The 26,915-nt window shown below is 70.9% G+C and carries 25 protein-coding genes; 8 read left to right on the top strand and 17 right to left on the bottom strand.

All coding sequences use genetic code 11. The features are described 5' to 3' along the window. Positions 1–37 precede the first annotated feature (37 nt). Complete coding sequence (locus tag GF068_RS15140; RefSeq protein WP_240806926.1) at positions 38–4,252, top strand: sigma 54-interacting transcriptional regulator; 4,215 nt, start codon at positions 38–40, stop codon at positions 4,250–4,252. 1 nt (position 4,253) lies between these two features. On the opposite strand, the gene GF068_RS15135 is transcribed toward GF068_RS15140, so the two are convergent. The 8 genes from GF068_RS15135 to GF068_RS15100 all read right to left on the bottom strand — a co-directional run bounded on the left by GF068_RS15135 (position 4,254) and on the right by GF068_RS15100 (position 12,142). Beyond that, positions 4,254–4,940, bottom strand: a complete 687-nt coding sequence (locus GF068_RS15135) for an SCO family protein (protein WP_338046393.1) — start codon at positions 4,938–4,940, stop codon at positions 4,254–4,256. A gap of 34 nt (positions 4,941–4,974) precedes the next feature. Further along, a complete protein-coding gene (locus GF068_RS15130) occupies positions 4,975–5,433 on the bottom strand; it encodes a DUF420 domain-containing protein (protein WP_153820110.1) in 459 nt (152 codons plus the stop codon). A 10-nt stretch (positions 5,434–5,443) separates the two neighbouring features. Further along, positions 5,444–6,400 carry a heme o synthase gene (gene cyoE / locus GF068_RS15125; RefSeq protein WP_153820109.1) on the bottom strand — a complete coding sequence of 319 codons (957 nt, stop codon included), beginning with the start codon at positions 6,398–6,400 and terminating at the stop codon, positions 5,444–5,446. A gap of 234 nt (positions 6,401–6,634) precedes the next feature. After that, positions 6,635–7,450 carry a carboxypeptidase regulatory-like domain-containing protein gene (locus tag GF068_RS15120; protein WP_153820108.1) on the bottom strand — a complete coding sequence of 272 codons (816 nt, stop codon included), beginning with the start codon at positions 7,448–7,450 and terminating at the stop codon, positions 6,635–6,637. A gap of 86 nt (positions 7,451–7,536) precedes the next feature. Next, on the bottom strand, positions 7,537–8,613 hold the full coding sequence (locus GF068_RS15115) for a hypothetical protein (RefSeq protein ID WP_153820107.1): 1,077 nt from the start codon (positions 8,611–8,613) through the stop codon (positions 7,537–7,539). Positions 8,614–8,656: 43 nt separating this feature from the next. Continuing rightward, positions 8,657–9,166, bottom strand: coding sequence for a T3SS (YopN, CesT) and YbjN peptide-binding chaperone 1 (locus tag GF068_RS15110; RefSeq protein WP_153820106.1), 510 nt, complete (start codon positions 9,164–9,166; stop codon positions 8,657–8,659). A gap of 109 nt (positions 9,167–9,275) precedes the next feature. Beyond that, positions 9,276–11,066, bottom strand: a complete 1,791-nt coding sequence (locus GF068_RS15105; RefSeq protein ID WP_153820105.1) for a hypothetical protein — start codon at positions 11,064–11,066, stop codon at positions 9,276–9,278. Between the two features lie 230 nt (positions 11,067–11,296). Then, positions 11,297–12,142, bottom strand: a complete 846-nt coding sequence (locus GF068_RS15100) for an SDR family NAD(P)-dependent oxidoreductase (RefSeq protein WP_153820104.1) — start codon at positions 12,140–12,142, stop codon at positions 11,297–11,299. An 86-nt stretch (positions 12,143–12,228) separates the two neighbouring features. Here GF068_RS15100 and GF068_RS15095 point away from each other — a divergent pair, with 86 nt between their 5' ends. The 4 genes from GF068_RS15095 to GF068_RS15080 are packed head-to-tail and all read left to right on the top strand — an operon-like array spanning position 12,229 to position 15,058. Then, positions 12,229–12,399, top strand: a complete 171-nt coding sequence (locus GF068_RS15095) for a hypothetical protein (RefSeq protein ID WP_153820103.1) — start codon at positions 12,229–12,231, stop codon at positions 12,397–12,399. 13 nt (positions 12,400–12,412) lie between these two features. Then, positions 12,413–13,438, top strand: a complete 1,026-nt coding sequence (locus GF068_RS15090) for a lysylphosphatidylglycerol synthase transmembrane domain-containing protein (RefSeq protein ID WP_153820102.1) — start codon at positions 12,413–12,415, stop codon at positions 13,436–13,438. Positions 13,439–13,458: 20 nt separating this feature from the next. Beyond that, positions 13,459–14,058 (top strand): SMI1/KNR4 family protein, encoded by a 600-nt coding sequence (locus GF068_RS15085; RefSeq protein WP_153820101.1) that lies wholly within the window; start codon positions 13,459–13,461, stop codon positions 14,056–14,058. Between the two features lie 10 nt (positions 14,059–14,068). Beyond that, positions 14,069–15,058: an RluA family pseudouridine synthase gene (locus tag GF068_RS15080; protein ID WP_338046392.1), complete on the top strand. Its 990-nt coding sequence runs from the start codon at positions 14,069–14,071 to the stop codon at positions 15,056–15,058. 117 nt (positions 15,059–15,175) lie between these two features. On the opposite strand, the gene GF068_RS15075 is transcribed toward GF068_RS15080, so the two are convergent. Further along, positions 15,176–15,439 carry a hypothetical protein gene (locus GF068_RS15075; RefSeq protein WP_153820100.1) on the bottom strand — a complete coding sequence of 88 codons (264 nt, stop codon included), beginning with the start codon at positions 15,437–15,439 and terminating at the stop codon, positions 15,176–15,178. A 316-nt stretch (positions 15,440–15,755) separates the two neighbouring features. On the opposite strand from GF068_RS15075, the gene GF068_RS15070 reads away from it, so the two are divergent. Beyond that, positions 15,756–16,613, top strand: coding sequence for a DUF4351 domain-containing protein (locus GF068_RS15070; protein ID WP_153820099.1), 858 nt, complete (start codon positions 15,756–15,758; stop codon positions 16,611–16,613). A 6-nt stretch (positions 16,614–16,619) separates the two neighbouring features. Here GF068_RS15070 and GF068_RS15065 read toward each other — a convergent pair whose 3' ends face one another. Both GF068_RS15065 and GF068_RS15060 read right to left on the bottom strand, forming a co-directional pair. Then, a complete protein-coding gene (locus GF068_RS15065; protein WP_338046391.1) occupies positions 16,620–18,050 on the bottom strand; it encodes a glycosyltransferase family 39 protein in 1,431 nt (476 codons plus the stop codon). Beyond that, the gene (locus GF068_RS15060) at positions 18,047–18,664 is read right to left on the bottom strand and encodes a Maf family protein (RefSeq protein WP_153820098.1); all 618 of its coding nucleotides are present in this window, start codon (positions 18,662–18,664) and stop codon (positions 18,047–18,049) included. The genes GF068_RS15065 and GF068_RS15060 overlap by 4 nt, the downstream gene beginning before the upstream one ends. 179 nt (positions 18,665–18,843) lie before the next feature. On the opposite strand from GF068_RS15060, the gene GF068_RS15055 reads away from it, so the two are divergent. Both GF068_RS15055 and GF068_RS15050 read left to right on the top strand, forming a co-directional pair. After that, complete coding sequence (locus GF068_RS15055; protein WP_153820097.1) at positions 18,844–20,838, top strand: OmpA family protein; 1,995 nt, start codon at positions 18,844–18,846, stop codon at positions 20,836–20,838. Then, complete coding sequence (locus tag GF068_RS15050; protein ID WP_153820096.1) at positions 20,835–21,665, top strand: PCC domain-containing protein; 831 nt, start codon at positions 20,835–20,837, stop codon at positions 21,663–21,665. Before GF068_RS15055 ends, GF068_RS15050 begins: the two co-directional genes overlap by 4 nt. Positions 21,666–21,692: 27 nt before the next feature. On the opposite strand, the gene GF068_RS15045 is transcribed toward GF068_RS15050, so the two are convergent. From GF068_RS15045 to GF068_RS15020, 6 genes are all read right to left on the bottom strand, one after another. Next, complete coding sequence (locus tag GF068_RS15045) at positions 21,693–22,277, bottom strand: polysaccharide biosynthesis/export family protein (protein WP_153820095.1); 585 nt, start codon at positions 22,275–22,277, stop codon at positions 21,693–21,695. Next, on the bottom strand, positions 22,277–23,668 hold the full coding sequence (locus GF068_RS15040) for a hypothetical protein (RefSeq protein WP_153820094.1): 1,392 nt from the start codon (positions 23,666–23,668) through the stop codon (positions 22,277–22,279). Before GF068_RS15040 ends, GF068_RS15045 begins: the two co-directional genes overlap by 1 nt. A gap of 37 nt (positions 23,669–23,705) precedes the next feature. Continuing rightward, on the bottom strand, positions 23,706–24,284 hold the full coding sequence (locus tag GF068_RS15035) for a hypothetical protein (RefSeq protein WP_153820093.1): 579 nt from the start codon (positions 24,282–24,284) through the stop codon (positions 23,706–23,708). Between the two features lie 196 nt (positions 24,285–24,480). After that, positions 24,481–25,911, bottom strand: coding sequence for an AgmX/PglI C-terminal domain-containing protein (locus tag GF068_RS15030; protein ID WP_153820092.1), 1,431 nt, complete (start codon positions 25,909–25,911; stop codon positions 24,481–24,483). A 97-nt stretch (positions 25,912–26,008) separates the two neighbouring features. Next, complete coding sequence (locus GF068_RS15025) at positions 26,009–26,590, bottom strand: hypothetical protein (protein WP_153820091.1); 582 nt, start codon at positions 26,588–26,590, stop codon at positions 26,009–26,011. A 22-nt stretch (positions 26,591–26,612) separates the two neighbouring features. Then, positions 26,613–26,864, bottom strand: a complete 252-nt coding sequence (locus GF068_RS15020; RefSeq protein WP_240806925.1) for a hypothetical protein — start codon at positions 26,862–26,864, stop codon at positions 26,613–26,615. Between the last annotated feature and the right edge of the window lie 51 nt (positions 26,865–26,915).

Below are 26,915 nucleotides of genomic sequence, written 5' to 3'. Positions count from 1 at the left end.
TGACACCTCGAAGCAGAGGTCGCACGCTCGATTTGCGATGAACGAGCGCGAACCGGCATCGGAGTTGACGGATCGAAGCTTCGAGATCCTCAAGGCGGCCGGGAGCGGCGGCGCGGGCGAGGTGTGGAAGGCGCGCGCGCGGCACGGCGGCTCGCTCGTGGCGCTGAAGGTCGCGCGTGACGCAGCGGCGCGCGAGGCGATCGCACGCGAAGCGAAGCACGCGATCCTCGCGCTGTCGCCACGCTTGCCCGAGCTCGTCGACGTCGGATGGTTCGTGCGAGAAGGTGACGTCGCGCGCGCAGTCGAAGCGAGCGACGATCGAGACGAAGCACGCTTCGCCTTCGTGGCGCTGCGCTGGGTCGAGGGGACGACGCTGCGGGAGCGGGCGCGCGAGGCAGGCGCCGATCGAACGACGCTCGCGCTCTCGGTGGCGCGTGACGTGGGCGAAGCGCTCTCGGATCTGCACGACGTCGGGCTCGCGCACGGCGACATCAAGCCGGAGAACGTGCTCATCGGGCAGAGCGGCCGCGCACACGTGATCGATCTCGGGCTCGCGTGCCCGGTGTACACGGCGCGGATCGAGGGCGGAACGCCGCGGTACCTGGCGCGCGGAGACTCCGATCTGGGAGACGCGCGCGCGCGGGATCTCGTGGCGCTCGGAGCGCTGCTCGCGGAGCTCGTGGACGACGCCGTGGCGTCCTCGAATCAGCCGATCGAAGCGGCACGCGCGGCTCGCCTGCCCGAGCCGATCGCGCTCCTCTGTTCGGCGCTCCTGTCGCCGAGCGCGGGCGCGCGTCCGCCGGCTTCGTGGGTCGCGGAGACAGCACGAGCCGCGCTCGCCGCGCGCGAAGCAGGCTCGGGTCGCGAGCGCGAAGAGCGAGGCGAGCGCGACGCGCGGCGCGTGCGTGCAGCCTACCTCTCGGCGCGACGCGACGAGCTCGCGCTCCACGCATCCGCAGCAGCGAGCACGGCGCCTTGGCTCGGAGACGCGCTCGCGTGGGCGCGGCGAGCACGATCACTCATCGTCGAGGAGAGCTCGTCGGCGCGCGGCGAGGGAGGAGCCACGATCGGTCCGCTCGGCCCCGAAGGGATCGCGCGGTGGATGACGTCACTCGTGGGGAGCCCGGCCGCCGCGTGGCCGACGGGCCCGCTCGGCAAGATCGGAGAGGCGTCGCTCGCCGCGGCGCTCGTGGATCTGGCGCGGCGGCTCCCGCCCGCGGCATGGACGTTCGCCGACGTCGAAGGCGCCGCGCTCGGACGAGCGCCCACGACCCTGGCGCTGGACCGCCGCCCGGTGTCGGCCGCATTCGATATGGAGGAGGTGGCGCGGCTGTCGATCGCGATCGCCGCGGTGCCGCCGGATCCGATCGCGATCGAGCGTGTCGAGCGCGGAGACAACGCGCCGGCGTCGCTCCTGGTCGCGGCCGCGGACGCGCTCCGGCTGTCGGGAGAGCTCGGGCGCGCGAGGAGCCTCGTGCTGCGCGCACGCGAGCGCCGCGCGAAGGGGGCGGACGCGCTGGCGGCGGAGATCCTGCGACGCGCCGGAGAGCTCGGCGTCGCGCGCGAGATCGCGGCGGAGGCGGATCGAAGCGGCGCGGATCCGGACGGGAGAGCACGCGCGATCCTGGCGCGGATCGCCTTCGACGAGCGGCGTTACGAGGACGCCGATGCGCTCGTGCAAGGCGCGACGAGCGTGCTCGCGTGCGAGGTGGCGGCGCTCGTCGCCGCGATGAAGGGCGACACGGAGCGAGCGCTCGCGGCGATCACGCGCGGCGAGGCGATCGCGCGTCGCGCCGAGGAGCACGCGCGGATCGCGGCGCTCCGGGGGTACGTGGAGCACGGAGGAGATCCGGCGCGGACGCGGAGCGCTTTCGCCGCAGCGGTCGAGCACGCGACGCGCGCAGGGGCCGTGGTCGAGGAGGCGACGTACAGGACGGGTGAGGCGGCGGCCGCGGTGGATCTCGGGGATCTCGGCGGCGCGATCGCCACGGCGAGGCGCGCGGCGCTGCTCTGGGAGCACCTCGGCAGGCCGGCGCTCGCGGCCCGCGCGCTCCTCGCGCGCGCGGCGGCGCACGCGACGGCGGGCGTCGTGCACGAGGCCGAACGGGTCGCGCGCGAGGCGATCGCCCGAGCGCGGGAAGGTCGTGACACGCGGGCCGAGGCGTACGCGCTCTGGGCCATCGCGGACGTGTCGCCGCGCGGCTCGACGGAGGGGCGACGCGCCGCGGAGCAAGCGCGCGTGCTCCTCGCGGACGCGGGCGGAGACGACACGCTGCGCGCCTCGGCGCGGCTCTTCCGTCACGCGGAGGCGGCGCTCGACGTTGAAGCGTGCCTCGAGCTCGATCGGCTCGCCGACACGCCGAGCCTGGCCGCGGGCGCGCGGCTCGACTGGTGGCGCGCGCGCGCCGAGGTGCTGCTCGCGGCCTCGGGCGATCCTGAAGCGCGCGCGGCAGAGCGCGTGCTCGGCGCGATCGTCGCGCTCTCGGATGCACGCGCGCCCGTCTGGGCGCGGGGCCCCACGCTCGCGGCGGGGTATTCACTCGCGGCGCGGCTCGGCCGTGGTGACGTCGCGGTCCGACTCCTCTCGTCCCTCGGCGACGCTGCGCGGGATCTCCTCTCGCGGGCTTCCCCCGAGCTCGCGCCCTCGATCCGCGCGCTCCCGTGGGTCGCGCAAGCCGCGGCCGCACCGCAAGAAGGCATGCGCGCGGAGCAAGCGCGGGAGCTCGAACAGCTCATCGTCTCGCTGAGTGATCGCGAGCGGCTCCGCTCCCTGCTCGAGCGTGTGGTCGACGCGCTCGTGCTGTGGACGGGCGTCGAGCGAGGGCTGCTCCTCCTGCGCGCGCCCGACGGTCGTCTCGTCGCGCGGGCCGCGCGGAACCTCGCGCGCGCCGATCTCCGCGACGAGCAGCTCTCGCTCTCCCAGACGCTCGCGCGGCGCGCGCTCGCGGCGCTGGAGCCGGTCGTCGCCGTGGACGCGGCGGGCGAGATGCCGGCGGTGCACGTCAGCGTCCACGCGCTCAAGTTGCGGAGCGTGCTCGTCGTCCCGCTCATCGCGCGCGGCGAGGCGCTCGGGGTGGTCTACCTCGACGATCGCGTGCGGCGCGGAGCCTTCGGGCCCCGCGAGCTCGCGTGGACCCGCACGGTGGCGACGATCGCGGCCCTGGCGATCGCAGACGCTCGGGATCAGGCGCTCTTGCGGCGAGCGGCGCGCAAGGCGAAGCGCGCGAGCGCGGCGCTCGAGGAGACGCTGGCGAAGCGGGAGGCCGCGCTCGACGTGGCCGAGCGCGAGCTCAGCCGGACCCGCGGCGCGCGCGAGACCCGCTTCGAGTACGGCTCGATCATCGGCGAGAGTGAGCCCGTCCGCGCGATGCTTCGCCTGGTCGATCGCGTCACGACCGCCGACGTGCCCGTCCTCGTCCACGGCGAGTCGGGCAGCGGCAAGGAGCTCGTGGCGCGCGCCATCCATGACAACGGTCCTCGCGCGGGGCGCCCGTTCGTGGGCGAGAACTGCGGTGCGATCCCGGAGGGCCTGCTCGAGTCGACGCTCTTCGGCCACGTGCGTGGCGCGTTCACGGGCGCTGACAGGCCACGCTCCGGCCTCTTCGAGGCGGCCGATCGCGGCACGCTCTTCCTCGACGAGATCGGCGAGATGAGCCTCGGCATGCAGGCCAAGCTCCTGCGGATCCTCCAGGACGGCATGGTGCGCCCGCTCGGCACGGAGCGCGCGCGCAAGGTCGACGTGCGTATCGTCGCCGCGACCCACCGCGACCTCGAGGCCATGGTCCGCGCGCGCACGTTCCGCGAGGATCTCTACTACCGCCTCAACATCATCACGGTACGCATCCCGCCGCTCCGCGAGCGCGCGAGCGACGTCCCGCTCCTCGTGAAGCACCTGCTCGCCAAGTACGGACGTCCCGAGGTGCGCGTCACGCGCGCCGCCATGGATCGGCTCATGGCGTTTCCCTGGCCCGGCAACATCCGCCAGCTCGAGAACGAGATCCGGCGCGCGCTCTTGCTCTGTGACGGCGTCATCGAGCGCGAGCACCTCTCCCCCGAGATCGCGAACGTCGCGCCGCCCGTCCCGGCGGATCTCGGCTTGCGTGTCCGCCCGCGTGTCGACGCCCTCGAGGCGCAGCTCGTGCGTGAGGCGCTCGAGCGCACGAAGGGCAACCAGACCCAGGCCGCGAAGCTACTCGGCCTCTCGCGCTTCGGCCTGCAGAAGATGATGAAGCGGCTCTCGGTCTCGTCCTGATTCAGCGATCGACGAGGAGCCGCGCGTCGCGCACGATCGCCTCGATCCCCGCGTCGTCGGCGTCGTAGAAGCCGCGGATCTTGCCTTCGCCGTCGACGAGCACGAAGCGCTCGCCGTGGAAGATCTCGAGGATGCCCTCGACGTTCTCCTTCTTGCCCATCGCGATCTTGAAGCCGCGCAGGACCACCGTCTCCACCTCGCCGAGCGGCCCCGTGAGGAACGTCCATCGCCCCTCGTTCGCGCCGTACTTGCGCGCGTAGGCGGCCAGCACCTCGGGCGTGTCGTTCTCCGGATCGACCGAGAACGTCACGAGCCGGAGCTCATCGCCGACGTCCTCCGTGCGCTTCTGCACCTCGGCCATACGCTTCGTGAGACGCGGACAGACGCTCGGGCAGCTCGTGAACACGAAGTCCGCGACGTACGGTTTCCCGCGCAGATCGGCCGCGCCGAAGGGTTTTCCGTGGTGGTCGGTGAGCGTGTACGCGGGCAGCTCGAGCAGCGGCTTCGGCGCCGACGCGCGTGGCGTGAGCGCGATACGCGTGACGAGCAGCGCGGCGAACACGAGCCCGAAGACGATCCACGGCAGCCGCCTCGCGCGTCGCGGCGGCGCCGCCGGTAGAGCTTGCTGCGGGGCAGCGGCCTCCACGTCCGTTCCACCCTCGCCTTTGGCCGGTACACGCGACGTCACGACGAGCGTGGTGTAGGCGGCGCTCCGCGCATGGTCAAGGCGCGTGCGCCGCGGGCGCGAGCGCCGGCGCGAGGTGGTAGAGCATGAGATACACGACGATCCCCGTCACCGACACGTACGCCCAGATCGGGAACGTGATCTTCGCGAGCTTGCGGTGCTTCTCGAAGCGACCCTGCCGGCCGAGCCGCAAGGTCACGATCACCAGCGGCAGCGCCACCATCGCGAGCAACGTGTGGGTCGCGAGGATGACGAGGTAGATCGTGCGGACGACGCCGACGTCGGGGAACCGATGCGTCCCCGTGAGCGCGAAGCGCGCCACATAGCTCACGAGGAAGACGCCCGACGCGATGAACGCGCCCTGCATCCGCCGCCGGTGTGCCTCGATGTTCCGCTGCTTGATGGCGACGAAGCCCGAGAACAGGAGCGCCGCGCTCGTCGCGTTGAGGAGCGCGTTCAGCGGCGCGAGGATCCGACCGATGCTCTCGGCGCTCATCGTGAGGAGCTCAAGCGCCGATGAGCAGCGCGGCCTGCAGCAGCATGAGGTACACGATGGAGATGGCGAAGAGCCTGTGCGCCCATCGCGTCCCGAGCACCGTCGGGCGGAGGCCGTACACGCCGAAGCCGAGGAAGCCGAGGCCGAGCAGCGCGGCCGCCGCGAGATACACGGGGCCGGCGACGCCGAGCGGGACGAGCAGCAGCGAGACCAGCACGAGCGCGACGAGGTAACCGACGATCTGGTGCCGCGTGTGGCGATCACCGCGCTCGATCGGGAGCACCTTCAGGCCCGCGCGGTGGTAGTCGCGGCTGCGGAACATGGAGATGGCCAGGAAATGCGGCACCTGCCACAGGAACAGGATGCCGAAGAGCGCCGCGCCAGGGCCGTCGACGCGATCGGTCACCGTCGTCCAGCCGAGCAGCGGCGGGATCGCGCCGGGCACCGAGCCGATGAGCAGCGCCAGCGTCGTCTTTCGCTTCAGCGGCGTGTAGATGAGCACGTACGAGAACAACGCGAACGCCCCGAGCAGCGTCGTCGTCATGTTCACCGCGAGCCCGAACAAGACGAGCGAGAGCGCGGAGATCGCGAGGCCGAACCAGAGCGCGAGCCTCGGCGAGATCCGACCCGCGGGCAGCGGCCGGTTCTTCGTCCGGGCCATGAGCCCGTCCGTGTCGCGCTCCAGGTACATGTTCAGCGTGTTCGCGCCGCCGACGACGAGCACCGTCGCGAGCAGCGAGAGCATGACGACCCCCGGAGACACGCCGGTCAGGCCTTGCTCCCGCGCGAAACGGTTCGCGACCCACGCCCCGCCGAGCATCGTCGCGACCACGATGACCGTCACGCGAGGCTTGGTCAGCGCGACGAGATCACGCGCAACGGCCACGCACGAACGCTCGTGTTGCTCGTGCCCGGAGTCACGTCGGTTCACGTGCACGTCGCCGAGCGGCTCCGCGGGGATCGTCATGTGCGCACCTCGATAGCAGATGCAGCACCGGCCGGCACGCGCGCGGGGCCAGGAAACAAGGCAGCAGGAGCAGCGACCATACAGAGCGACGTCATGAAGCGGGGAGAACCTGGCGTCTTTGCGCCGTGCGCGGGAGGAAAGCCCAGCGATGTCGTGGGGTCAACTCGCGTTCGAGGCAACAGGGTCGAGGCGCGAAGCCCTTCGCGCCGGAACACGGGGCCACTGCGCGCGCCCCTACCAAAGCCCCTGGAGCTCGCCCTGGTTCTCGGGCGGCTCCGGCTCGGCGCCGTCGTACGAGAAGGCGACCTCGAGCGTCTGGCCGTCGGTCACCTTGACCTCCTGCGACTTCAGGCCGTACCGGGCGTGAAACGCCTCGAGCCGATACGTGCCCGCAGGGACACGCGAGATGCGGAAGGCGCCGTCCGCGCCGGTCACCGCGAAGAACGGGTGATCGGTGACCACGACGAAGCTCCGCATCCACGGGTGGATGTCGCATCCAAACCGTACGATGCCGCCGGGCGGCAAGCGCTTCGCGATCGGCGCCGATCCCATCGCCGTCGCCTCGTTGAAGACCGTCTCGGCGCCGAGGTACGTGTGCACGTTGTGCAGCGTCCGGTCGCTGTTCTTCACGAGGATCTCCTGCCCGCTGAGGACACCCTGGATCCGCGGCACGTACACGCAGTCGACCTGATCCACGGTCGCAGCCGCAGGCACCTCGTAACGACCGTCGAAGCTCTTCGGCGCGATACGGACGAGCACGTCCTTCAGCTTGCCGTCGTTCACGATCACGGCGTCGTGGACGAGCTGTTTGTCCTTGCAGACGTCGGTCGCTTGCGCGCGCTTCGTCGGCACCTTCATCGCGGGCGGCTCTCCCGTGAATTTCACGCCGCCGGCGATCGTCGCGCTGCCGAGCTTGCCCGCCGGCGCGGCGCTCGCCGTCGCGGACGCCGCGGGTGAAGGCGAGGTCCCCGCCTCCTTCTGGCAGCCGGCCGCGAGCGCGAGCACAGCCACGAACGAAGGGACGATCCAGGTGATTCGACGAGGCTGCATGGGCCCCCGCGTCGTAGTGAACGCCCGGCGGCACGTCAACGGAGCGCGCCGGTTCGTCCCGTCGGTCGGAAGAAAATCCGCCACGTTCAGCCCGGCCGCGCGCCCTTCGCCTCTCCCGCGAGCGCGGCCCAGAGGCCTCGATGATCCCGCGACGCGAGCACGGTCGCGAGCGAGGCGAGCACCAGCGCGAGCGCGCAGAGCGGGACGTCGGGCGCGCCCCGCGCCACCAGGAGGAGCGCGATCGCCCCGGAGAGCGCCGGCGTGAGCGTCCGCGTCGACAGCGCCGCCAACGCGATCGCCGGCGCCGCGAAGGCGACGAACGTGGCGATCGCGGGCGAGACGAGAGGCTCGGGGCGCAAGATCAGGTTCTTCGCCGCGCGCGAGAGGAGCACGCTCATCGCCGCCGCGTCGACGGACGAGCCCGCGAGCGCTTGCCGCGTCGCGAACAGCGCCGCCGCGAGCGCCACGAGCGTGGCCGGGCTCGTGAGCTTCTTGCCGCGCGACGAGACGACCCCCACGGCCACGGCCATCGCCGCGCCGTCGAGCAAGAGCCCCACCGTCGACACGCCACGCGCCATCCGCGCGAGCGCCGCCGGCGCCACGCCTTCGCGCATCACGATGAGCACCGACACGACCCGCATGAGCCCGCCGAGCCCGAGCAGCCCGAGCATCACCGCGGTCGCCCGCGCGAACGGCGTCCGCATCGTGTCCCAGGCCGCGAGCAGCGCGAGCGCGCACGCCACGCCCCCGACGAGCACGAGCGAGCCCTCCGGCACACGCGAAGCCGACGCCGAGAGCGTCACGAGCACGACGAGGCCACTCGCGAAGACGGCCCCGAAGCGCACGATCGAAGGCAACCCTGCGCGCAGCGCGGAGAGGCCGAGCGCCATGGCGCCGACCGTCGCGACGATCAGGAAAAACTGCGACATCGCGGCGCCCACGAGCTCGACGACATCCCCCGTCCTGCCGAGCCCGACGGCCAGGCCTCGCACGGAGGGCCCGATCACGCGCCCGAGGAGCATGGCGATCACCGCAAACGCGGCGAGCGGACGCACGAACACGAGCGCGCCGAAGCTGCTCGGCGCCTCGGCGGGCGCGGGCGGCGGAGGGGGCGCCGAGCCACGCGCTCCGGGAGCTTCGACGCTTTCGCCTTCCGTGCTCATCGCGCTCGGGCTCGTCGCGAGCGGCACCCGGAGAGACGCTCGCTCACGCGTCGCTCCAGTCGCAATCGCGCGGCTGGGCCATGCCGTCGAAGAACGACGACGCCGCGGACGCGTCGATCAGGTCCTGCATGCGGTGGCCGCCGAACTCCTCGAAGATCCGGTCGTCGTACTCGTCGGCGATGACGGACATGTCACGAAGGGCCGCGAGGATCTCGTCCGGATCGAGCGTCTCGCCGCCGAGCAACGTGTGCACGAGGACCACACACGCGCCCTGCGCGACGTAGCCGAAGGCCCCGAACCGGAGGCGCGCGTTCATGCGCAGGAGCTTCATCGCGAGGTCGGGCGTCATCTCGACGCCGCGGACGAGCTGCGCCACGAACCGCACGACGGCGCGGTCCGGCTCCCACGGGAGGATCTGGATGTAGATGTACGCCGTCCCCTGCCGGACCACGTAGAAACGCGGCTCGACACGGACGAAAGCCGGCGAGTCCGCGAGCGTTTGCTCGATCCGCGCGATGCTCACGCGAGCTGCGGATGCAGCGTCCTTGGACATCGGGGCCGATACTACCAGTTCAGGGGCGGGTCGTCTCGGCCTGTCCTCGACAAACCCTGCTCCACATCTTCCCCCCTCTCCCGCGAGGGAGAGGGGCCGGGGGTGAGGCTCAGCGCGTCGGGACAGGCAAGAGCGGAGGCGGACCGCGTCGCTCGTCCGAGTGCGTCGGCGTCGGCGCGCGCGGCGGCCCCACCGGCGAGATGCCTCCGCCGCCCTTCGGCGCGGACAGGAGGTACGGATACGCGTTCCGCGTGCTGCATGCGTCCACCGGATCGCGGTGGAACTCCCAGTGCAGGTAGACCTTGCCGTCGTGCGACACGATCGCGTCGGGCGCCTTCCCGAAGGGCGAGGCGCGGTTCATCGAGTTCAGCGCCACGATGTCGAAGACCGTCGTCCCGCTCGCTCGGGTCACGCCCATCCGGACGATCTTCCCCTCGTCCTTGCTCAGCACGATCTCGAGGTGCGTGACGAGCTTCGTGTTCAGCTTGTGCTGCTGCGGGAGGTTGTCGAGCGACGCGAGGAACTCCTCGGCGAAGATCGGGTGCAGGCGGTTGTGGATCGTGTTCAGGTACGTGGCGAACACGGACTGCGCGGCGTTCAGCGCCGTCTGGTTGCCGACCTTCACCGTCGGCTCGTAGTTCTCGATCGCGGCCTTGTACTTGCCGAAGTTGTTCTTGTCCCACTTGCCGCGATGCGCGCTGCGCCGCGCCGCGCCGTCGGCCGCGCGCTCGGCCTGGAGTTTTTCCCGACCGACCGAGGCCTCGAAGCCCGCGTGGGAGAGGTTCAGGTTCGGCCCGCCGGCGATCCCGGGCGCGCCGAGGCCCACGGAGCCGACCTTGACCGGGCTCTGATACGGCGCCGGTCGCCGCTTCTTTCCGGCCCTCCGGCTCTTGCCGTCTCCGCCGGGGTTCGCCGGATCCATGGTGAACCCGCCCGGCCCTGCGCCTGCGACGACCTCGGGTGACGCGGGACCTGCGCCGCCGGGGCTCGGGGGCGGAGCTGCGGGCGTCTTCGGCGCGTTCGCGCCTCCACCCGTCGTTCCACCGGGCGCCGACGGAGGCGGTGACGCCTTCGCGATCGCGGCCGCGGGCGGCGCGGGCTTCGCCGTGTGGTGATGCTCGGCGCTCTCGCTGCGATCCTTCGACTCGCCCGGCGCCTTGTCCGAGCCGGCCTTCTCTTCGCTGTCGGCGACCTTCTCGTGGTCGTCGTTCCCCTCGCCCGAGGTCGCGGGTTTCTTCATCGCGCCCGCGTTCGTCTCGGCGTGATCGTGATCGTGGGACCGCAGGCGCGCGACCGTCTCTTCCTTCACGGTGTTCGCCTGATCCGCGATGCGGTTCGCCGACGGGTTGTCCTTCTGGTTCGGCTCGACGTGCTGGCGCACCGAGATGCGGCGATCCGGCTGGATCGGCTTCGGCGGCTCCTGCTTCGCGACCTCCTCCGGCGTCGGCGGCGGCGGAGGCGGAGGCGGTGGAGGCGGCGGCGGAGGCTGCATCAACGGAGGCGGCGGGACCACCTTCGGCTCCTCCTTGGGAGGCTCGACCTTGGGCGGCTCGACCTTCGGCTCTTCTTTCTTCTCCGGCTTCGGCGGCTTGATCTTGGGCGTCTTCGGCGGCTCCGGGACGGCGTCCGGATCCGACTCCTCGTCGTCGTTCGTCTCGTCGGCCTTCTCCTCGGGCGGCTCGGCCGCTTGCGGCGAGGGCGTCGGGGGCGCATCGACGAGGATCTCGAACTGCGTGTCCTCGGGACGCAGCCCCTCACGAACGGAATCGACGAGAGCTCGGATCTGCGCGCGATCCTCGACGACCTGCGCGACCTCCACAGCACCGTTCCCGCCCATCCAGTGGACGACGATGGCCGCGGAGATCCAGAGCAGCAGGGGGATTTGGGCTTCGCGCGACATGCCGGTTCGTGAGGCTCCCGGAGCGGAAGGGGCAGATCGTGGGATCAAGGCTCACGACGGCCGCCGCTGAAGATCGAAACTAGCATCCGTGTCCCAGCCCAGCAACGGCCGGGATGGCCGAAACGGGCCGTTCCGGGCGGGATCTTTCGCGGAGAACGAGCGCGGTCCGTGAGCCGCGGCGCAGGGCCAACCCGGAGACCAGCGCGTGATCGTCGGCCGCCCGCCCGGCTTCAGACCTTGGTGATCACGTCCCAGTGATCGGCGATCTCCTGGGCCGTCCACGCCGCGCCCTCGTCTTTGAACTTTCCCGCGCTTTGCACGACCTTGTACGCGAAGACCTGCGAGCCCGTGACCGCGAGGACGTGCCCCGTGCGATCCCCGCAGAGATCCGAGCCCAGAAAGAGCGCCGCCGGCGCGATGTGCTCGGGCGTGAGCGACTCCATGCCGGCCTGGAACATCGGGAGATCCTCGGTCATGCGCGTCTTGGCCACCGGCGCGAGCGCGTTCACCGTGATGCGGTGCTTCTGCAGCTCGATCGCCGCCGTGCGCGTGAAGCCGTAAATCCCGGCCTTCGCGGCCGCGTAGTTCGATTGGCCGAAGTTGCCGACCATGCCCGAGACGCTCGTCGTGTTGACGACGCGGCCCCCGCCGCCCTGCGCGACCATCTGCTTCACCACCGCCTGCGTGACGAGGAACGTGCCCTTCAAGTGCACGGCGATCACGCTGTCCCAGAGCTCCTCGTCGAGCTTGAGCAGCGTCTTGTCTCGCAGGATGCCCGCGTTGTTCACGAGCACGTCGATCCGGCCAAACGCGTCGAGCGCGCTCTTCACGATGCCCGCCGCGCCCGCGGCCGTCGCCACCGTGTCGAAGTTCGGCACGGCGACGCCGCCCTCCGCCGTGATCTCCTCCACGACCTTCCGCGCCATGGCGTCACTTCCGCCGCTTCCGTCGCGCGCGCCGCCGACGTCGTTGACGACCACCTTCGCGCCCTCCCGGGCGAAGAGCAGCGCCTCCGCGCGGCCGATCCCGCCGCCTGCGCCCGTGATGATTGCCACCTTGCCGTCGAGCAGACCCATCCCGTCCTCCTCCTCGCGACCTCTCGCGTGCGCGAACAATACCGCTTCTTGCCCTTCCCCCTAGGCCCGTGTAACGACGAGCCCGCGTGAGCTTCGTGCAGACGAAAACCGAGCGGCCCCCCGAGGGCCTCGCCCGCGGTGTTTTGGTCGCGCCCTGGTGGGCCGTCGCCGCGCTCGGCGCCGCCGTGGTGCTCGGCGCGATCGTCTACCTCGCCCTGCGCGCGAGGCGCGCCAGCAAGCGCGCGAAGTCCCCATGATCGGAGCGGCTCCTTGAACAACCTGGTCCGCCGCGTCGTGCTGGTGATGCTGCTCGGCGTCGTCCTCTACGGCGCGCTCGTCCTCTACCGCGACGCGAACCTCATCGCCGCGCGCCTCTCCGTCTACGCCTGGTCGACGTTCGTGATCGCCTGCGCGCTCGCGTTCGGCAACTACCTCCTGCGTTACCTCAAGTGGGAGTACTACCTCGCGCGGCTCGACATCCGCGGCGTGCCCAAGCTCGAGAGCCTGCTCGTCTTCCTGTCGGGGTTCGTCCTGACGGTCACGCCGGGCAAGGTCGGCGAGGTCTTCAAGTCGCTGATCCTCTTCCAGCTCCGCAAGATCCCCATCGAGCGCACCGCGCCCATCGTCATCGCCGAGCGCGTCACGGATCTCATCGGCGTCATCACCATCATCGCGGTCGGCAGCGCGAGCTTCCCCGGCGGCGCGATCTGGGCCGGCTTCGGCGCCTTCACCGTGATCGCGCTCCTCGTCTTCGTCTCCGTCCCCGCCGTGAACGGCGCCGTCATACGGCTCTTGCCGAGGCTCCCCGGTCCGCTCGGGCGCGTCGGCGGGAAACTCGCGCCGAAGATCAACGAGGCGCTCGGCGGCCTGCGGACGATCGTCTCGCCCGCGCAGCTCGTGTGGCCGACGCTGCTCTCGATCGGCGCGTGGTCCCTCGAAGGCATCGGCCTCTGGGTCATCCTGCGCGGGTTCGCCGAGCAAGCGTCGATGCCGCTGACGATGTTTTTCTACTCGACGGCCACGCTCGCCGGCGCGCTCGTGCCTGTCCCGGGCGGCCTCGGCGTGACGGAGAAGCTGCTCGAGGAGCAGATGGCGCGCCTCGGCGGCGTGGAGCCGGCGACGGCGACGGCGGCCATGATCCTCGTGCGGTTCGCCACCTTGTGGTTCGCCGTCGCGGTCGGCTTCGCGGCGCTCGCCCTGCTCCGTGCCAAGCATGGAGCGGCCGTGCTCGGGGGCGAGCCAGCGCCCTCCCCGTCCGAAAGTCAACGGAATCTCTTGACAGAACGCACGCCTTGACGGTCGTGTACGCCTACGACATGGCGACCATCGAACGAGGCATCGGGCTTGTACAGCGCGTCATCGCGGAGCTTTCGAAGCGCCCGGAGGGAGCGAGCGTCGTCGGCGCGAGCTCGGCCGCGCTCGACGCCCTCGAGTCGAAGCTGATGGTGGAGCTGCCGCCCACGCTCCGGACCTTCCTCGCGTACGACTTCACGTTCGCGAGCTTCGGCAAGCGCTTCAAAGGCAAGCACCGCTTCGGCGCAGACCCGCGCTCACCGCAGCCGAAGATCACCTCGGTCCGCAAGCTCGCCGAGGCGATGGTGGAGCTCGGATGGACCGACTCGCGCGTCCGCGGCAAGGTCGTGCGCCTGCCGAACAAGCCGGGCCAGCCCTGGAACGCGCTCTACCTCGGCGAGGCGAGGCGCGACGGCGAGCTCCTGATCCTCGGCCTGGAGAACGACGAGACGAACGTACGCGTCTTCCCGCGTTACACGGCCTTCGACCTCTACCTCGCGCATCAGCTCGGCCTGCTCAAGCTGCGCGAGAGCGCGATGCTCGACGACCTCGACTCGCACCTCGCGGCCAACCCCGAGCTGCACTCGCGAGAAGAGGACGAGGACGAGAGCTCGGACTACTGATCCACGGTCCGTGATACGAAGCGCGCCCGAGCCCCTCGTGACCTCCACGTTCGAAGCGAGCGCGGCCGATCCGCGCGACCGGCTGGACAAGCTCGTCGTGCGGCTGCTGGAGAAGGCAGGCACGGCCGCGTCACGCGCCGCGGTGCAACGCTGGATCGAAAACGGCCGCGTCCTCGTCGACGGCAAGCCAGGCCGCGCGTCGATGTCCGTCGCCGAAGGCGCGCGCATCGACGTGACCCCCGAGCCCCCCGAACCAACACGCGCCGAGCCGGACAGCTCGATCGAGCTCGCCGTGGTGTACGAGGACGCGCACCTGCTCGTGGTGGACAAGCCCGCCGGGCTCGTGGTGCATCCAGCGAAGGGTCACGCGAGCGGGACACTGGTCAACGCGCTGCTCGGCCGCGGCGGCTTCGAACGCGCAGGCGCCGATCCTCTCGATCCCGAGGGGCACCTGCGTCCCGGCATCGTGCACCGCCTCGACAAGGACACGAGCGGTCTACTCGTGGTGGCGAAGGACGCGGAGACCCGCGAGGCGCTGAAGGCGCAGTTCGCAAAGCACGCCATCGAGCGCGAGTACGTGGCCGTGGTGGTGGGCGCGGCGAAGGAAGCGACCTTCGCGACCCTGCACGGCCGTCACCCGACGGATCGGCTGCGCTTCACGACACACGTGGAGGAGGGCAAGCGCGCGGTGACGCGTGTGGTGGTGCTCGAGCGTCTGGGGCCGGCGACACTCGTCGCGTGTCGTCTGGAGACGGGGCGCACGCATCAGATCCGCGTGCACCTCGCGGAGCGAGGGAAGACGCCGATCCTCGGGGACACGCTCTACGGGAAGACGCCGAAGGAGAAGGCCCTGCGCGAGGTGGCAGAGGCGCTCGGCCGGCAAGCGCTACACGCGCGGGTGCTCGGCTTCGAGCACCCCGCGACGCGGAGGCATGTGCACTTCGAGAGCCCGATCCCCGCGGACATGGCAGGCGCGATCGAGGCGATCAGGAAGGCGTGAGAAGGGGCGTTGCCCCTTCACCCCACCAGGGGTTGTCCACCCCTGGACCCGGACCAGGCACGGCCTGGACCGAAGGTGGATGAACTGCGCGATGCGCAGTTCATCCAGGAGGTCGAGCTACCAGATTTTGGATTTTACGTGCCCCTTCGACTTCACGAGGATGTCGACGATGGCGCGATCGTAGAAGTTCTTGATGTAGAGGTCGGGCGAGACGCGGCTCTTGTAGAGGGCGCGCCCCTCCTCGATCTCCTCAGCGAGGACGGTGAAGAGATCGTCGTTCTGGATCCCCTGGACGATCTTCTCTTCGTTGTAGAGAGAGAGGTCGCTCGCGATGGCGCGCGCCAAGCGGCGTGCGGCCTCCTCGGTCTCGATCAGCGGCATCGGGTCGTCTCCTCCGAACCTCGACTGGAGCTTGGGGCGAAGCCCGCTCGGCGGGCGGAGCCCCATCGTAGAACTGGGGGCGCCAAGTAGAGCCCTCGGGCGCAAGAATGCTCGGCTTCGCGAGGCATGTCAAAGACGCGGTGATCAGGCCGCCGAGGGCGAACAGGCGAGAACCTCTGCACTGCGCAGAAGTGTTTCCGATCGCACACAGGTCGGTGTCTGCGCTGTGCAGAGGGAGACGCGACCCCGGAATGGAGGGGGGAGGGTTCGCCCTGAGGTTTGTCCTCGGACGCGCGCTCGTGCGAACCTCGCCGCCATGGTCTCCATGGCCCACGAGGTCCTCGTGGATCTCTTCCGAAATCGCCCCTCGCTCGCGCCCGAGATCCTGGTCGAAACGCTGGGCATCATCCTCCCCTCGTACACCGATGCGCGCCTCGCCTCGATCGACCTGACCCGGGTTCAGCCCGCGGAGTACCGCGCCGACGTCGTCGTCCTCTTGCTCGACCGTGACGTGCCGGTCCTGGTCCTCATCGTCGAGGTCCAGCTCGCGATCGCCGCTCGGAAGCGCTTCAGTTGGCCCGCGTATGTGACGGTCTCGCGATCGATTCACGGCTGCCCGGCCTGTCTGCTCGTGGTCGCACCGGACCCCGCCGTCGCGGCGTGGTGCGCGGAGCCGATCGAAACGGGCGTGCCCGGGTTCGTTCTGCGCCCACCGGTGCTGGGGCGCGAGGCGGTTCCGGTCGTGACGGACCTCGAGGACGCGGCCAGGCGGCCCGAGCTCGGCGTGCTCTCGGCCATGGCGCACGGCGAGACGGAACATGGGGCGAGGATCGCCGCGGCGGTGCTGCCCGTGATCGAGGGGCTCGATGACGAGCGCGCGCGCCTCTACTACGATCTCGTATACAATTCTCTCAACGACGCGGCCCGTCGGGCCCTGGAGGCGATGATGAAGGGCTACGTGTACCAGAGCGACTTCGCCAGGAAGTATGTCGCGGAGGGTGTCGCACAGGGAGAACGCACCATGCTGCTTCGACAGCTTCGTGCCCGCTTCGGTGATCTGCCGGCGAGCGCGATCGCCCGGATCGAGAGCGCGGAGAGCAACCAGCTCGAGCTGTGGGGCGAGCGGGTGCTCAGCGCCAAGACGCTCGCGGACGTGCTCGACGAGCCAAGCTGAAAAGCTTCACGCAGGGTCCGCGGCGACCGCCGACGACCGCTCCGGCTCGCGCCTCCACGCAAACACCATCCCCGCCATCCCCGCGATCAGCGGAAACGTCACGAGCCCGTAACGCCCCGCGCCGAAGAACACCGCGTGCGTCAGCAAGGTCGCGCCGAGGACGATCACCGCAGCCGCAGGCAAGACGGGGCCTCGTAACAAAGAACGTCCGCCGAAGAGCGCCGCCACGACGAGCGCGAGGTAGGCGACCCACGCGTGCGTCTGGAACAGGAAGACGATCCCGAGCGCCACGACGAGGCGTGTCGCGATCTTGCGGCCGCGCGCTGCCGGCGCCGCGAGGGCGAGGCCCACGAGGGAGAGCGCGAGGACGAGGCGCTCGTAGAGGGTCTCGACGACGCCGAGAACGAGCTTGCACGTGTCGTCGCAAGCCGCGCCGTTCGACTCGTGCAGGTACCAGCCAGCCGCGCCGCAGTAGTCGAACGTCGCCGCGAGCTTGCGCGGGACGAGCGAGAGCCAGGCGCCCGGGTGCTCCGTGATGTAGAGCGCGGCCGCGCGGCCAAAACACGCGTCCTTGCCCGCTTCGTCCCAGACCTCGCGGCACGCGTCCGGGACCTTGATCGGTGACCACGCCCCGGTGGACGCGGGATCCGCGCCGATGAGCAGGTTCCAGCCGCCGTTGACGCTGACGAGCGCGCAGCGGTTCATGCGCTCGCAGTTACGCGCGGTCCAGGGAGCACACACGGCGAGCGCAAAAGCCGTGGCGAGCGCAGCGAAGCCAAGCGCCTTCCAGCCCGCGCGTCGTCCCGCGAGCGGCGCGAGCGCGAGCAGCGCGAAGAGAGGCGCGAAGACGAGGCTCTGCGGACGGACGAGCGTGGCGAGGCCGACGACGACGCCGAGGACCACGACGCGCGCCACGATCGTACGCGGCGCGCCGAGAGGCACGGCGTCGCGCAGCCACGCGGCCGCCCACGCGGCGCACGTGACGAGCGCGGCCGTGACGCCTTCACTCATGAGCGCCGGCGTGTACGCGACGAGGCCCGGATGCAGCGCGACGAGCAAACCCGCAGCGAGCGCAGGGCCCGGGGAGACCGCGCGCGCCGCGAGGCGATGGACGGCGACCGCGGCGAGCGCGCCGAGCACGGCGTTCATCAGCATCGCGACGCCCGGATGCGCGCCGAAGAGCGCGTACGCGCCGCCGATGAGCGCCGGGTACCCGACGGGGTAATGCGCGGCGTAGGTGACGACGCCGTCGGGCCAGAGCCACGTGTAGCCGAGGCCCGCGGCCACGCGCTCGGCGATGCGGTGATAGAAGGTGCCGTCCGCGGTCGGCGGGAAACGTGGCGCAGCCCAGGCCACGACGGCGAGGCGCGCGAGCAGCGCGGCCGCGAGGACGATCAGGGTGTCCCGTCGGCGGGGCGAGGTGCTCGGGGCCGTCACGCGTGCGTGGGGCGCGGGAATCGCCCGAGCAGGCCCGCGCGGCGCAAGGCGACGATGACCTCACACGCCGGAAGGCCCACGACGTTGGAGTACGAGCCCTCGATGCGCTCGACGGCGAAGCTGCCGATGCCCTGGATCGCGTAGGCGCCCGCCTTGTCGAGGCCCTCGCCCGTCGCGGCGTAGGCCTGGATCTCGGCCGCGTCGAGCGCGCGGAAGAAGACACGGGTCCGTACGGTCTCGGCGTGGACGGGGCGCGTGGGATCGGCGCCCGCGGCGATCACGAAGCGGGTCCAGACCTCGTGCTCGCGACCCGCGAGGGCCGCGAGCATGGCGCGCGCTTCGGCGTCGTCCGCGGGCTTGCCGAGCGCGACGTCGCCCAGGATCACCGAGGTGTCGGCCACGAGCACCGCGCCCACGCCCACCGCGTGTGGCGTCGCCGCGGCGAGCTTGTCCGACACGACACGCTCGAGGTAGGGCAGCGGCCCCTCCCTCGGCCGCAGCCGCTCGTCGATGTCGAGCGACACGACCCGCAGGGGCAGGCCGAGCGTGCCGAGGATCTCGCGGCGCCGCGGCGACGCCGAGCCCAGCAGCAAGGGGTGCGTTTCGTCGATCATGGCGAGCCCAGCGCCTTCCTTTCGCGCCTGTCCTACCACGGCTCGTGTCGACCTGGCAGCTACGCCGCGTTTGCCGTTTTGACTCCGGACGGGAAAGGAGTAGACGTGCGGTCGCGCCATGGGCCGTCCGCTTCCGCGGGCACGGAAGGCGCTGGGACCGCGACCGGATTCCACCTGCCATGACATTCCTTCCTGCCCAGAAGCCCGACCTCCTCCGCTTGTTCGGCTCGCTGCTCGCGGCCGCCTCCGCGCTGACGCTCGCGCCGAGCGTGGCCGAGGCGCAGTGTGATGCACGCGCCGAGCTCAGCGGCTGCATCAACGCCGACAACCTGTGGGTGCACGCAGGCGCGGGGCCGTTCCTCTCGCTCGGGACGCCCGTGCTCGCGCCCGCGGGCAAGGCCTCGTTCGGGCTCGCGCTGGGCTACCTGTCGCGGCCGATCGGGCTACGCGTGAGCTCGCCCGATCCCGACGGGACCGTCCTCCACGTCGTCGACAACGCGGTGAACGGGACCTTCCTCTGGTCGCTCGGCGTGCACGACAGGCTCGAGATCACGGCCGCGTTGCCGATCACGTTTTACCAGGATGGCTCGGGCATCGGCGTCGCGAGGGCGACCGACGCCGAGCTGCCGCGGAGCACCATGCGCGACGTGCGCTTCGGCTTCGCCGCGTCGATCCTGCCGCGACCTCGCTCGGGCAGCGCCGATGGAGCGAGCGTCGTCGGCCGCTTCGAGGTCGCCGTGCCCGCGGGGGACGCGCAGGCATTCGCGAGCGGCCGGACGATCACGTGGTTCCCGTCGGTCCTCGCGTCGTACCGCCGCGGCCGCTTCGAGGCCGGCCTCGAGGCGAGCGCGCGTATCCGCGGTGAGGCGCGCCTTGCGAACGCGCGCATCGGCTCGCAGCTCGGCGGCGCGCTCGGCGCGTCGTTCGACGTCCTGCCGAACGGATGGCTGACCGCGGCCGGCGAGGCGTTCGTCCTGTACAACTTCGCCGCGCAGGATCCGCCCGCGCGCACGGCGGACGAGCCCCAGAGCCCTGCGTTCGTCCCCGCGGAGTGGATCCTCTCGGCGACGACGGCGCCGCTGCTCGGCGGCGACATGTCGTTCACGCTCTCCGGCGGCGGGCCGATCCCCTTCTCGTCGGAGGCCGCGGTGACGACGCCGCGCTTCCGCTTCGGCCTCGCCGCGCGTTACGCGCCCACCGGCCGCGACAAGGACAGCGACGGCGTGCTCGATCGCGACGACAAATGCCCGGACGTCGCCGAGGATCGCGACGGCTTCCAGGACGGCGACGGCTGCCCCGAGCTCGACAACGACGGCGATCGGATCCCCGACACGAAGGACAAGTGCCGCGACGCGGCCGAGACGGTCGACGGCTTCAAGGACGACGACGGCTGCCCCGATCCCGACGACGACGAGGACGGCGTGCTCGACGAGTCCGACCAGTGCCGCAACGAGGCCGAGGACAAGGACAACTTCAAGGACGAGGACGGCTGCCCCGATCCCGACAACGACGAGGACGGGCTGCTCGACAAGGTCGACAAGTGCCCGAACGGCGCCGAGGACAAGGACGGCTTCAAGGACGACGACGGCTGCCCCGACCCGGACAACGATCTCGATCAGGTCCTCGACGCGGCCGATCGATGCCCCGACGCGCGCGAGGATCTCGACGGCTTCGAGGACGAGGACGGCTGCCCGGAGCTCGACAACGACGAGGACGGCGTCGCCGACAAGGCCGACAAGTGCCCGCTCCAGGCCGAGACGATCGACGGCAAGGACGACGCGGACGGCTGCCCCGAGGCAGGCGCGAAGTCGCGGGTGCGCTGGTCCGGAGATCGCATCGTCGCGGAGGCGCCCGCGCGGTTTGCCCCGGGCAAGGCGGAGCCGAGCAAGCCGATGGAGGAGATGTTGCGACAGATGGCGCAGCTCGCCGCGGGCCGCGCTCCCATCGCCACCATCGTCATCGAGGGGTACGCCGATCGCGCCGGGGACGAGTCGGCGAAGGGGCTCGAGCTCGCCGAGAAACGAGCGCTCGCCGTGAAGGAGGCGCTCGTGGCCGCCGGGTTGCCGGCGGATCGCATCACGGCGGCGACGGGAGATCCGGGGGAAAAGCGCGCTGCGAACGTGCCGCAGTTCGAGATCACGGTGCAGCGGGACAAACGAGGAAAGCGTCGATGAACGTCGTCGAATCGAGAGGGATTCGCCATCTGGTCGTCAGGGCCGAGAGCGGCGAGGTGGTGCCACGCGAGCTCGCGCGCGCGCTCGAGGAGGCCTCCGCCAGGGCCGGTCGGCTGTCGGGTACGGGCGTGCTCGACAGCGTGGAGCTCGCGAGCGTGGACGCGGGCGGCGCGCGCGTGACGCGGCGGATCGACGCGCCCGTGATGGCCGTCTCCGTCACCGGCAACATCGCGACGGAGGGTGCAGGCGTGAGCGTGCGGCTCTTCGCCACGCTCGTGCAGGAGGGTCCGTTCGGCCTGCAGACGTTCGCCGGGGAGATCGTCGCGGCGCGCGCGCTCTCGCTCGAGATCTTCGCGACCGCGCTCGACGACGTCGCGCTCGTGCGGCAGGGCGACGATCGTTCGTTCGCCGTCAACGGCGCGCAGGCGCAGGCGCAGGTGCAGGCGCAGGTGCAGGCGCAGGTGCCCTCCCCTGCCCGCACGGCGGCGCCCGCGCCGCGGATCACGCATCCCGAGGCGCCTCGCGCGGTCTCCCCGTTCCCCGCGGCCGCGCATGCCGCGTCCGATCTGCCTACGGCGCCCACGCCGGTCGCGCGCCCGATGCAGCACCGCGACGACGTGGAGGTGTACCCGGAGACGGGGGATCTCGTGAGCCACTTCCACTTCGGCGAGTGCGAGGTGATGAGCTCCGACGGCGAGCGCATCCGGCTGCGGCAGGAGAAGGACGGCCGCGTCCGCGAGGTCGCGCTCGGCATGCTCAAGATCGAGGCCCCGACGACCGATCCGGCCACGGGCAAGCGCCACTTCCATTTGTCCCGCAAGCACTGACGCCCGGACGAACCGGGCGTCCGCCGCCTACCACACACGCTGCGGGATGTTGATCGAGTCGCCTGCCTGGAGCGGGACGTCGGGGATCGCGTTGTCGATGATGTCCTCGACGCTCACCGTGACGGCGCGCGTCTTGTCGCCGACCTGACGGCGGATCGTGACCTTGTCACGCGCGGCCATCTGGTTGAAGCCGCCGGCGAGCGAGATCGCGCGGAGGAGCGTCATGCCGGACTCGAAGCGCAAGGAGCCCGAGCGCTGCACCTCGCCGAGCACCTCGACGCGCTTGGAGTTGTACTCCTTGATGCTCACGCTCACGATCGGGTCGGTCAGGATCTCTGCTTCGACCAGCCGCTTGCGGACGATCTCCGCGATCTGCTGCGGCTCGAGGCCCGCGACCTTGACGCGCTTGATGTAGGGCAGATCGACCGTGCCGTCGGGCGCGACCGTGAACATCGTGGGCAGGTTGTCCTCGCGCACGATGCGCATCTCGAAGACGTCGCCCACGCCCACGGTCGCGTTGCTCACGGGGGCCGGGAGATCCACGGGGCGCGGGCGTCCGCCACAGGCGACGAGCAGGAACGCGAGCGTCGCGAGGAGGTCGCGCCTCCGCATCACATGAGCCAGCGGGCGCCCAGGTAGGCCTCGAACTGCTGCCACTGGAGCTTGTCCTCGCCGATGCCGGGGATGGTGAAGGAGTTGTCGCTGATGCGCGTGTTGTAGCGCAGCGTCGTGTTGATGCCGAACGCGTCCTTGAAGCGGTACTCGGCGAAGCCCGCGGCGTCGACGCGGATGTCGGTCCAGGGGTTCTCCTGGAGGCTCGGCGTGTTGATCGCCGGGTTCACGAGGGCGCCGACGCCGGCGTCGACGATCACGACGAAGCGGCCGCCGAAGAAATACGTGAGCTTCAGGTACCCGCGATCACGCTCGAAGTACGAGCCGACGTACGCGTCATGGAAGTCGCGCGTGAAGCCGAGCGAGACCGACGAGAGCGTGGTGCTCGCGGCCTGCGGATCGGTGCTCGGGTTCGGCGTGAGGAAGTAACGGATCTCGGCCTGGCCGATGAGGCTGTCGAAATCCTGAACGGTCTCTTCGGTCTCGCTGGCGGACGGGTCGTAGAAGCTCGCGCCCCAGCCCGCCATGATCAACGCGCCGAAGTTCTTCGTGATGAGGCCGTTGTAGCCGATCTGCACGCGGAGCGGCGTCGAGCCCGTCTTCTCGCTCGGATCGAGGTAGTGGATGATGCCGACGCGCGCGTCGTAGAGGAGCGCCGAGCGCGGCAGGAAGCGCCAGCGGCCCCGCGTCTGGAAGGTGTGGTGGATGTTCGTCAGGCCGCCGAAGCGGTTCGACTCGAAGACGGTGCCGGCGAAGTTGTAGCCGAGGCGCCAGTCGAGAAGGCCGCCGTTCGGGTTCCACACGAGCTCGGCGCCAGCGTTCGGCGTGAAGCGGTTGTAACTATCGTTCGGGGCGTCGTCGCGGATCACGCCCTCTTGCGTGGCCTGGATGAGGCGCCCGACGCTCGCATAGAGCACGCCCGACCAGGGGCGCGTGGGCAGGATGTTGAGGCGCACGTCGAAGAGGCCGCTGACGTTGCGCTGCTGCCACATCCGATCCTTGCCCTCCTGCGGGCCGGAGACCGGGAAGAACTCGTTGTAGGTGACGGACAAACCGCCCGAGAACTCCGCCGTGGGCGCGGCCTGCGAGGCGCCGCCGCCGGCCCGGCGCTGCGGGCCGAGCGTCGAGAACGAGAACGACGGCGTGACGCGCAGGCGCATCGCGCCCACGGGATCACCAGGCGCGTCACCTTCACTCGCGCGCAAAAAGAAGTTCGAGTCGTAGCCGAACTCGAGCGCGACGCCCGGGTGTAGCTCGTAGTCGCCGACGCGGTACCCCGGGCCCACCGTGAAGCGACGATCGGAGAGCCAGGGTTGGTCCTGACCGAACGCCGTGGCAGGCGCGAGGCTCGTCAGAGAGAGCGCCGCGATCAGCAGACCACGCTTCTTCATGGGATCGGGCGATGCTCCGACGGACCTACCGAACGCGTCACTTGATCACGCTCGCGGAGGGCGCGGGCTCCTGGATGATGATGGGAGGCGGGAAAAACGCAGGATCGTCGGGGATGCCAGGATCGATCTGCGTGACCGTCGACGTCTCGCCGAGGATGTCGGCGTCTTTCCCGATGCACTGGTTCGCCTCGGCCGTGAGCTGCTCGACGCGCTGCCGCAGGACGCCGAGGATCGTGAACTCGTGGGACGACATCTCCGCGTCGTCACGCTTCACCGCGAGATCGAGCGACTGCCGACGCTCTCGCGCGCTGCGCAGCGTCACGTCGATCTGGTTGAGTTTGTCGTTCAGGCAGAGCGTCTTCACCACGTCGCGCTGCGATCGCGCCTCCTCGAGCAGGCGACGCACGACGCTGCGCGCGCTCTCCATCCGCGCGAGGTAGGTGTCCGTCTCCTGGAGCTGCTGCGCAGGCGTGAGCGTGACCTGACGCTGAAGGCCCGCGTTCGTGTCGGGCGGCGGCGGAGGCGCGCCTTGCGCCTGTGCAGACGCGATGCCGGCCGCCACGAACAGCGAAAGCGCGCAAAGCGCGCCGAAGCCGAGCATCCGTTCTCGCTGCATCGAAGTCCTCCGAAGGGCCAGACGGGGTCACTATAGAAGCGGGCGAGCGCACCTGTCAACGCGGGCAGGCGGAGAAACCCCGGGAAATCCCGCCGTTTTTACGGCCGGCGTGGAGGGTCTCTCGGGGGGTTCGTTGCGCCGCGGGGCACGGACATTCACGCGCCCCGGACAGGAGCCGCAGGATCGAGGCGATCGATCACTGGCTGACGAACGAGACGGGGATGACGACGGTCGCGCCGCCACCCTCGGGAGGCGCGAACTGCGCGCTCTGCACGCGCGCCACGACGCAGGAGATGACCTCGCCCGAGAGGCCGCCGCCGCCCGAGGGCGACGCGGAGAGGACCTCGCCGTTCGGGCCGATCTTCGCGGTGATGCGCACCGAGCCCTTCATCGTCGGGTCGCTCTGCAGGCCGCGGTTGTAACAACGGCGGAAGCCCGCGGCCATGCCGGCCACGACGGACGAGGCGTTCGCGACGTTGCCACCCGAGACCGCCGCGCCGCCGACGTTCGCGCTGCCCGTCGGGCCCTTGACCGTCTTCACCGCGCCCTGCGCGCTCGCCGCCGTGGCGGCCTGCGTGTCGCCGATACTCGCGAGCCCGCCGCCGCCCGCCGCGCCGGGCCGGACCGTCCCGCCGCCCGCCGCGCCGAGGTTCAGGCCCGCGATGCCGCCGAGCCCCGCGCCCGCGCCCGAGGCCGCCGCGTTGTCGAGCAGGCCGAGCGGGACGTCGCCACGATCGAGGACGCCGGCCGTCGCGTTGCCCGAGGCGTTCAGGGCGCCGAGCATCTGCATGTCGAGCTGCGCGAGCTCGTTGGCGATCGCCGAGGCGCGCGCGTCGCTGATCTTGCCGCCCCCCGCGCCCTTCGCTGCAGACGCGCCCGCCGAAGGCTTGGGCGCCTCGGCCTGCGCGGTCGAGGCCTGCGTGGGCGTCGTGTCCGTCTCCTTCGGCTGCTCGACCGGCGGCGGAGGAGGCAGGCTACGCACGCTCTCGAGGATCTGCGCGACGTCGACCTCGTCGTTGACGAGCGGATCCATCCAGTCCGAGTAAATCGTGCCGACCGCGCCGAAGTGCAGGAGGAACGAGAAGGCCGCGATGATCGTGGTGGTCCAGTCGATCGACTGGACGAACCCGCCGCGCACCGACGCGGGGAGCTGCGGCTTCGGCTGAGGCGGCGGCGCCGCGACGAACTGGAAGAGGAAGGTCGTGTCACCGACGACGATCTTGCCGCGCGCGTCGTCGCTGAGCGGCACCTGGAACGCCTGCGTGTTGCCGAACGAGACCTTCTTGGCCTGCGATTTCAGCGAGGCGAGGTCGGTCACGCCGGTCTTCAGCGCGACGCGACCGCTCATGCCTTCGAGGAAGTTCAGCGCGTACTCGTCGCCGACCAGTTCGAAGAGCCGGAAGCTCGGCGGCACGTTCTTGTTCGGCGTGACGAACATGCTCTTTTCGCTGGGGCCGATGGTGACGTGGGTGCGCTGCTTGATGATGCGCTCCTCGATCACCTTGCCGCCGAGGACGACCCCGACGCGCAGGACCTTCGGTCCCGGCGCCTGGTTCATGGCCCGCATGACCGCGGTCATCTGACCGGGCTTCGTCCCGGACCCCGTCTGCGTCGTCGTCTGCGTCATGAAAAGGGCCTCCGCCTGGAGCGCTGAAGACGCCCAGCCGACACGGAAGTTTCAAGGGAAGCGTACACAAGGCCGCCAGATCGGTAAAGCCCGCGGCTCAAACGCCGCGCCTTCGGCCCGGACGAGGCGCCCTCGGCAAAGCGCCCGGGGCGAGCGGCTCGCGCAAGCCGAGGGCGTCGACGAGCGCGTCCACGGCCTTGCGTTGCGCCTCGGCGAGCTCACGCGCGCGGCGCCCGAGGGCCGCGCAGGTGGCCGCGCCGCCGAGGCCGAGGACGAGGAGCGCAGGCGCGACGAACGAGATGGAGCCGGGGCGAACGAGGACGGTGATCACCGCGAGGAGCAGGCCTCCATGAGCCGCGATGCGCGTCGCGGCGCCGGGCCAGGAGGCGCTCGCCTCGAGCGCGCGTTCGATCTCGGCGAGCAGCTCGTCGACGGCGGCGCTGCGGGCTTCGCCTGTGGCCTCGTCGGTCGGCTGGATCAGCGCGGCGAGGCGGCGCTCGGCGCTGCCTTCGGGCGCACGCGTGGCGAGGGCCGCGGCGCGCTCGCTCGCGGGGAGGCGCTTCAGCGCGACGACGAGCTCGGCGGTCTTTCCGGAGGTCGCCCGCCGCACGCGCGCGAGGTGCGACCACGCGAGCAGCACGGAGGCGAGGGTGAGCAGGGCGCCGAGCGCGAGGATCAAGCGCCTCGGGGAGATCGTTGGATCAGAAAGGATCCTTGAAGATGGCCTCCTCGATGCGATCGAGGAAGGGCTGCCGGAGCTCGGCGAGGGTGAGCTTCGGCTGGATGCGGCTCACGTCGACGGCGGCGATCGGCTTCTCGATGCGGCCGGTGATCGTGACCTCCGAGAGCGTGATCGCGCCGCGAGGTTTCTTGTCCTTCTCCTGAGCCTCCGCGGTTCGTACGGACGAACCGAGGACCACGAGCCCGACGAGGATCAGCATCGCTCTACGCATGGGCGCGCCTCCGTGCTCCAAGATGCCTCGTCCGACGCGCGCCGTCCATGT

It is taken from the genome of Polyangium spumosum, from assembly GCF_009649845.1.
In the GTDB taxonomy this organism is placed as follows: Bacteria; Myxococcota_A; Polyangia; order Polyangiales; family Polyangiaceae; genus Polyangium; species Polyangium spumosum.
Note: the sequence above shows the minus strand (reverse complement) of the source record. Positions and strands in the feature narration are given on the sequence as shown.

Bases quoted from the DNA above. Each gene is read 5' to 3' on its own strand.
- GF068_RS15140 (WP_240806926.1), top strand. From the start codon at position 38: ATGAACGAGCGCGAACCGGCATCGGAGTTGACGGATCGAAGCTTCGAG.
- GF068_RS15130 (WP_153820110.1), bottom strand. From the start codon at position 5,433: ATGAGCGCCGAGAGCATCGGTCGGATCCTCGCGCCGCTGAACGCGCTC.
- cyoE (WP_153820109.1), bottom strand. From the start codon at position 6,400: ATGACGATCCCCGCGGAGCCGCTCGGCGACGTGCACGTGAACCGACGT.
- GF068_RS15120 (WP_153820108.1), bottom strand. From the start codon at position 7,450: ATGCAGCCTCGTCGAATCACCTGGATCGTCCCTTCGTTCGTGGCTGTG.
- GF068_RS15115 (WP_153820107.1), bottom strand. From the start codon at position 8,613: ATGAGCACGGAAGGCGAAAGCGTCGAAGCTCCCGGAGCGCGTGGCTCG.
- GF068_RS15110 (WP_153820106.1), bottom strand. From the start codon at position 9,166: ATGTCCAAGGACGCTGCATCCGCAGCTCGCGTGAGCATCGCGCGGATC.
- GF068_RS15105 (WP_153820105.1), bottom strand. From the start codon at position 11,066: ATGTCGCGCGAAGCCCAAATCCCCCTGCTGCTCTGGATCTCCGCGGCC.
- GF068_RS15100 (WP_153820104.1), bottom strand. From the start codon at position 12,142: ATGGGTCTGCTCGACGGCAAGGTGGCAATCATCACGGGCGCAGGCGGC.
- GF068_RS15085 (WP_153820101.1), top strand. From the start codon at position 13,459: ATGGCGACCATCGAACGAGGCATCGGGCTTGTACAGCGCGTCATCGCG.
- GF068_RS15075 (WP_153820100.1), bottom strand. From the start codon at position 15,439: ATGCCGCTGATCGAGACCGAGGAGGCCGCACGCCGCTTGGCGCGCGCC.
- GF068_RS15070 (WP_153820099.1), top strand. From the start codon at position 15,756: ATGGTCTCCATGGCCCACGAGGTCCTCGTGGATCTCTTCCGAAATCGC.
- GF068_RS15060 (WP_153820098.1), bottom strand. From the start codon at position 18,664: ATGATCGACGAAACGCACCCCTTGCTGCTGGGCTCGGCGTCGCCGCGG.
- GF068_RS15055 (WP_153820097.1), top strand. From the start codon at position 18,844: ATGACATTCCTTCCTGCCCAGAAGCCCGACCTCCTCCGCTTGTTCGGC.
- GF068_RS15050 (WP_153820096.1), top strand. From the start codon at position 20,835: ATGAACGTCGTCGAATCGAGAGGGATTCGCCATCTGGTCGTCAGGGCC.
- GF068_RS15045 (WP_153820095.1), bottom strand. From the start codon at position 22,277: ATGCGGAGGCGCGACCTCCTCGCGACGCTCGCGTTCCTGCTCGTCGCC.
- GF068_RS15040 (WP_153820094.1), bottom strand. From the start codon at position 23,668: ATGAAGAAGCGTGGTCTGCTGATCGCGGCGCTCTCTCTGACGAGCCTC.
- GF068_RS15035 (WP_153820093.1), bottom strand. From the start codon at position 24,284: ATGCAGCGAGAACGGATGCTCGGCTTCGGCGCGCTTTGCGCGCTTTCG.
- GF068_RS15030 (WP_153820092.1), bottom strand. From the start codon at position 25,911: ATGACGCAGACGACGACGCAGACGGGGTCCGGGACGAAGCCCGGTCAG.
- GF068_RS15020 (WP_240806925.1), bottom strand. From the start codon at position 26,864: ATGCGTAGAGCGATGCTGATCCTCGTCGGGCTCGTGGTCCTCGGTTCG.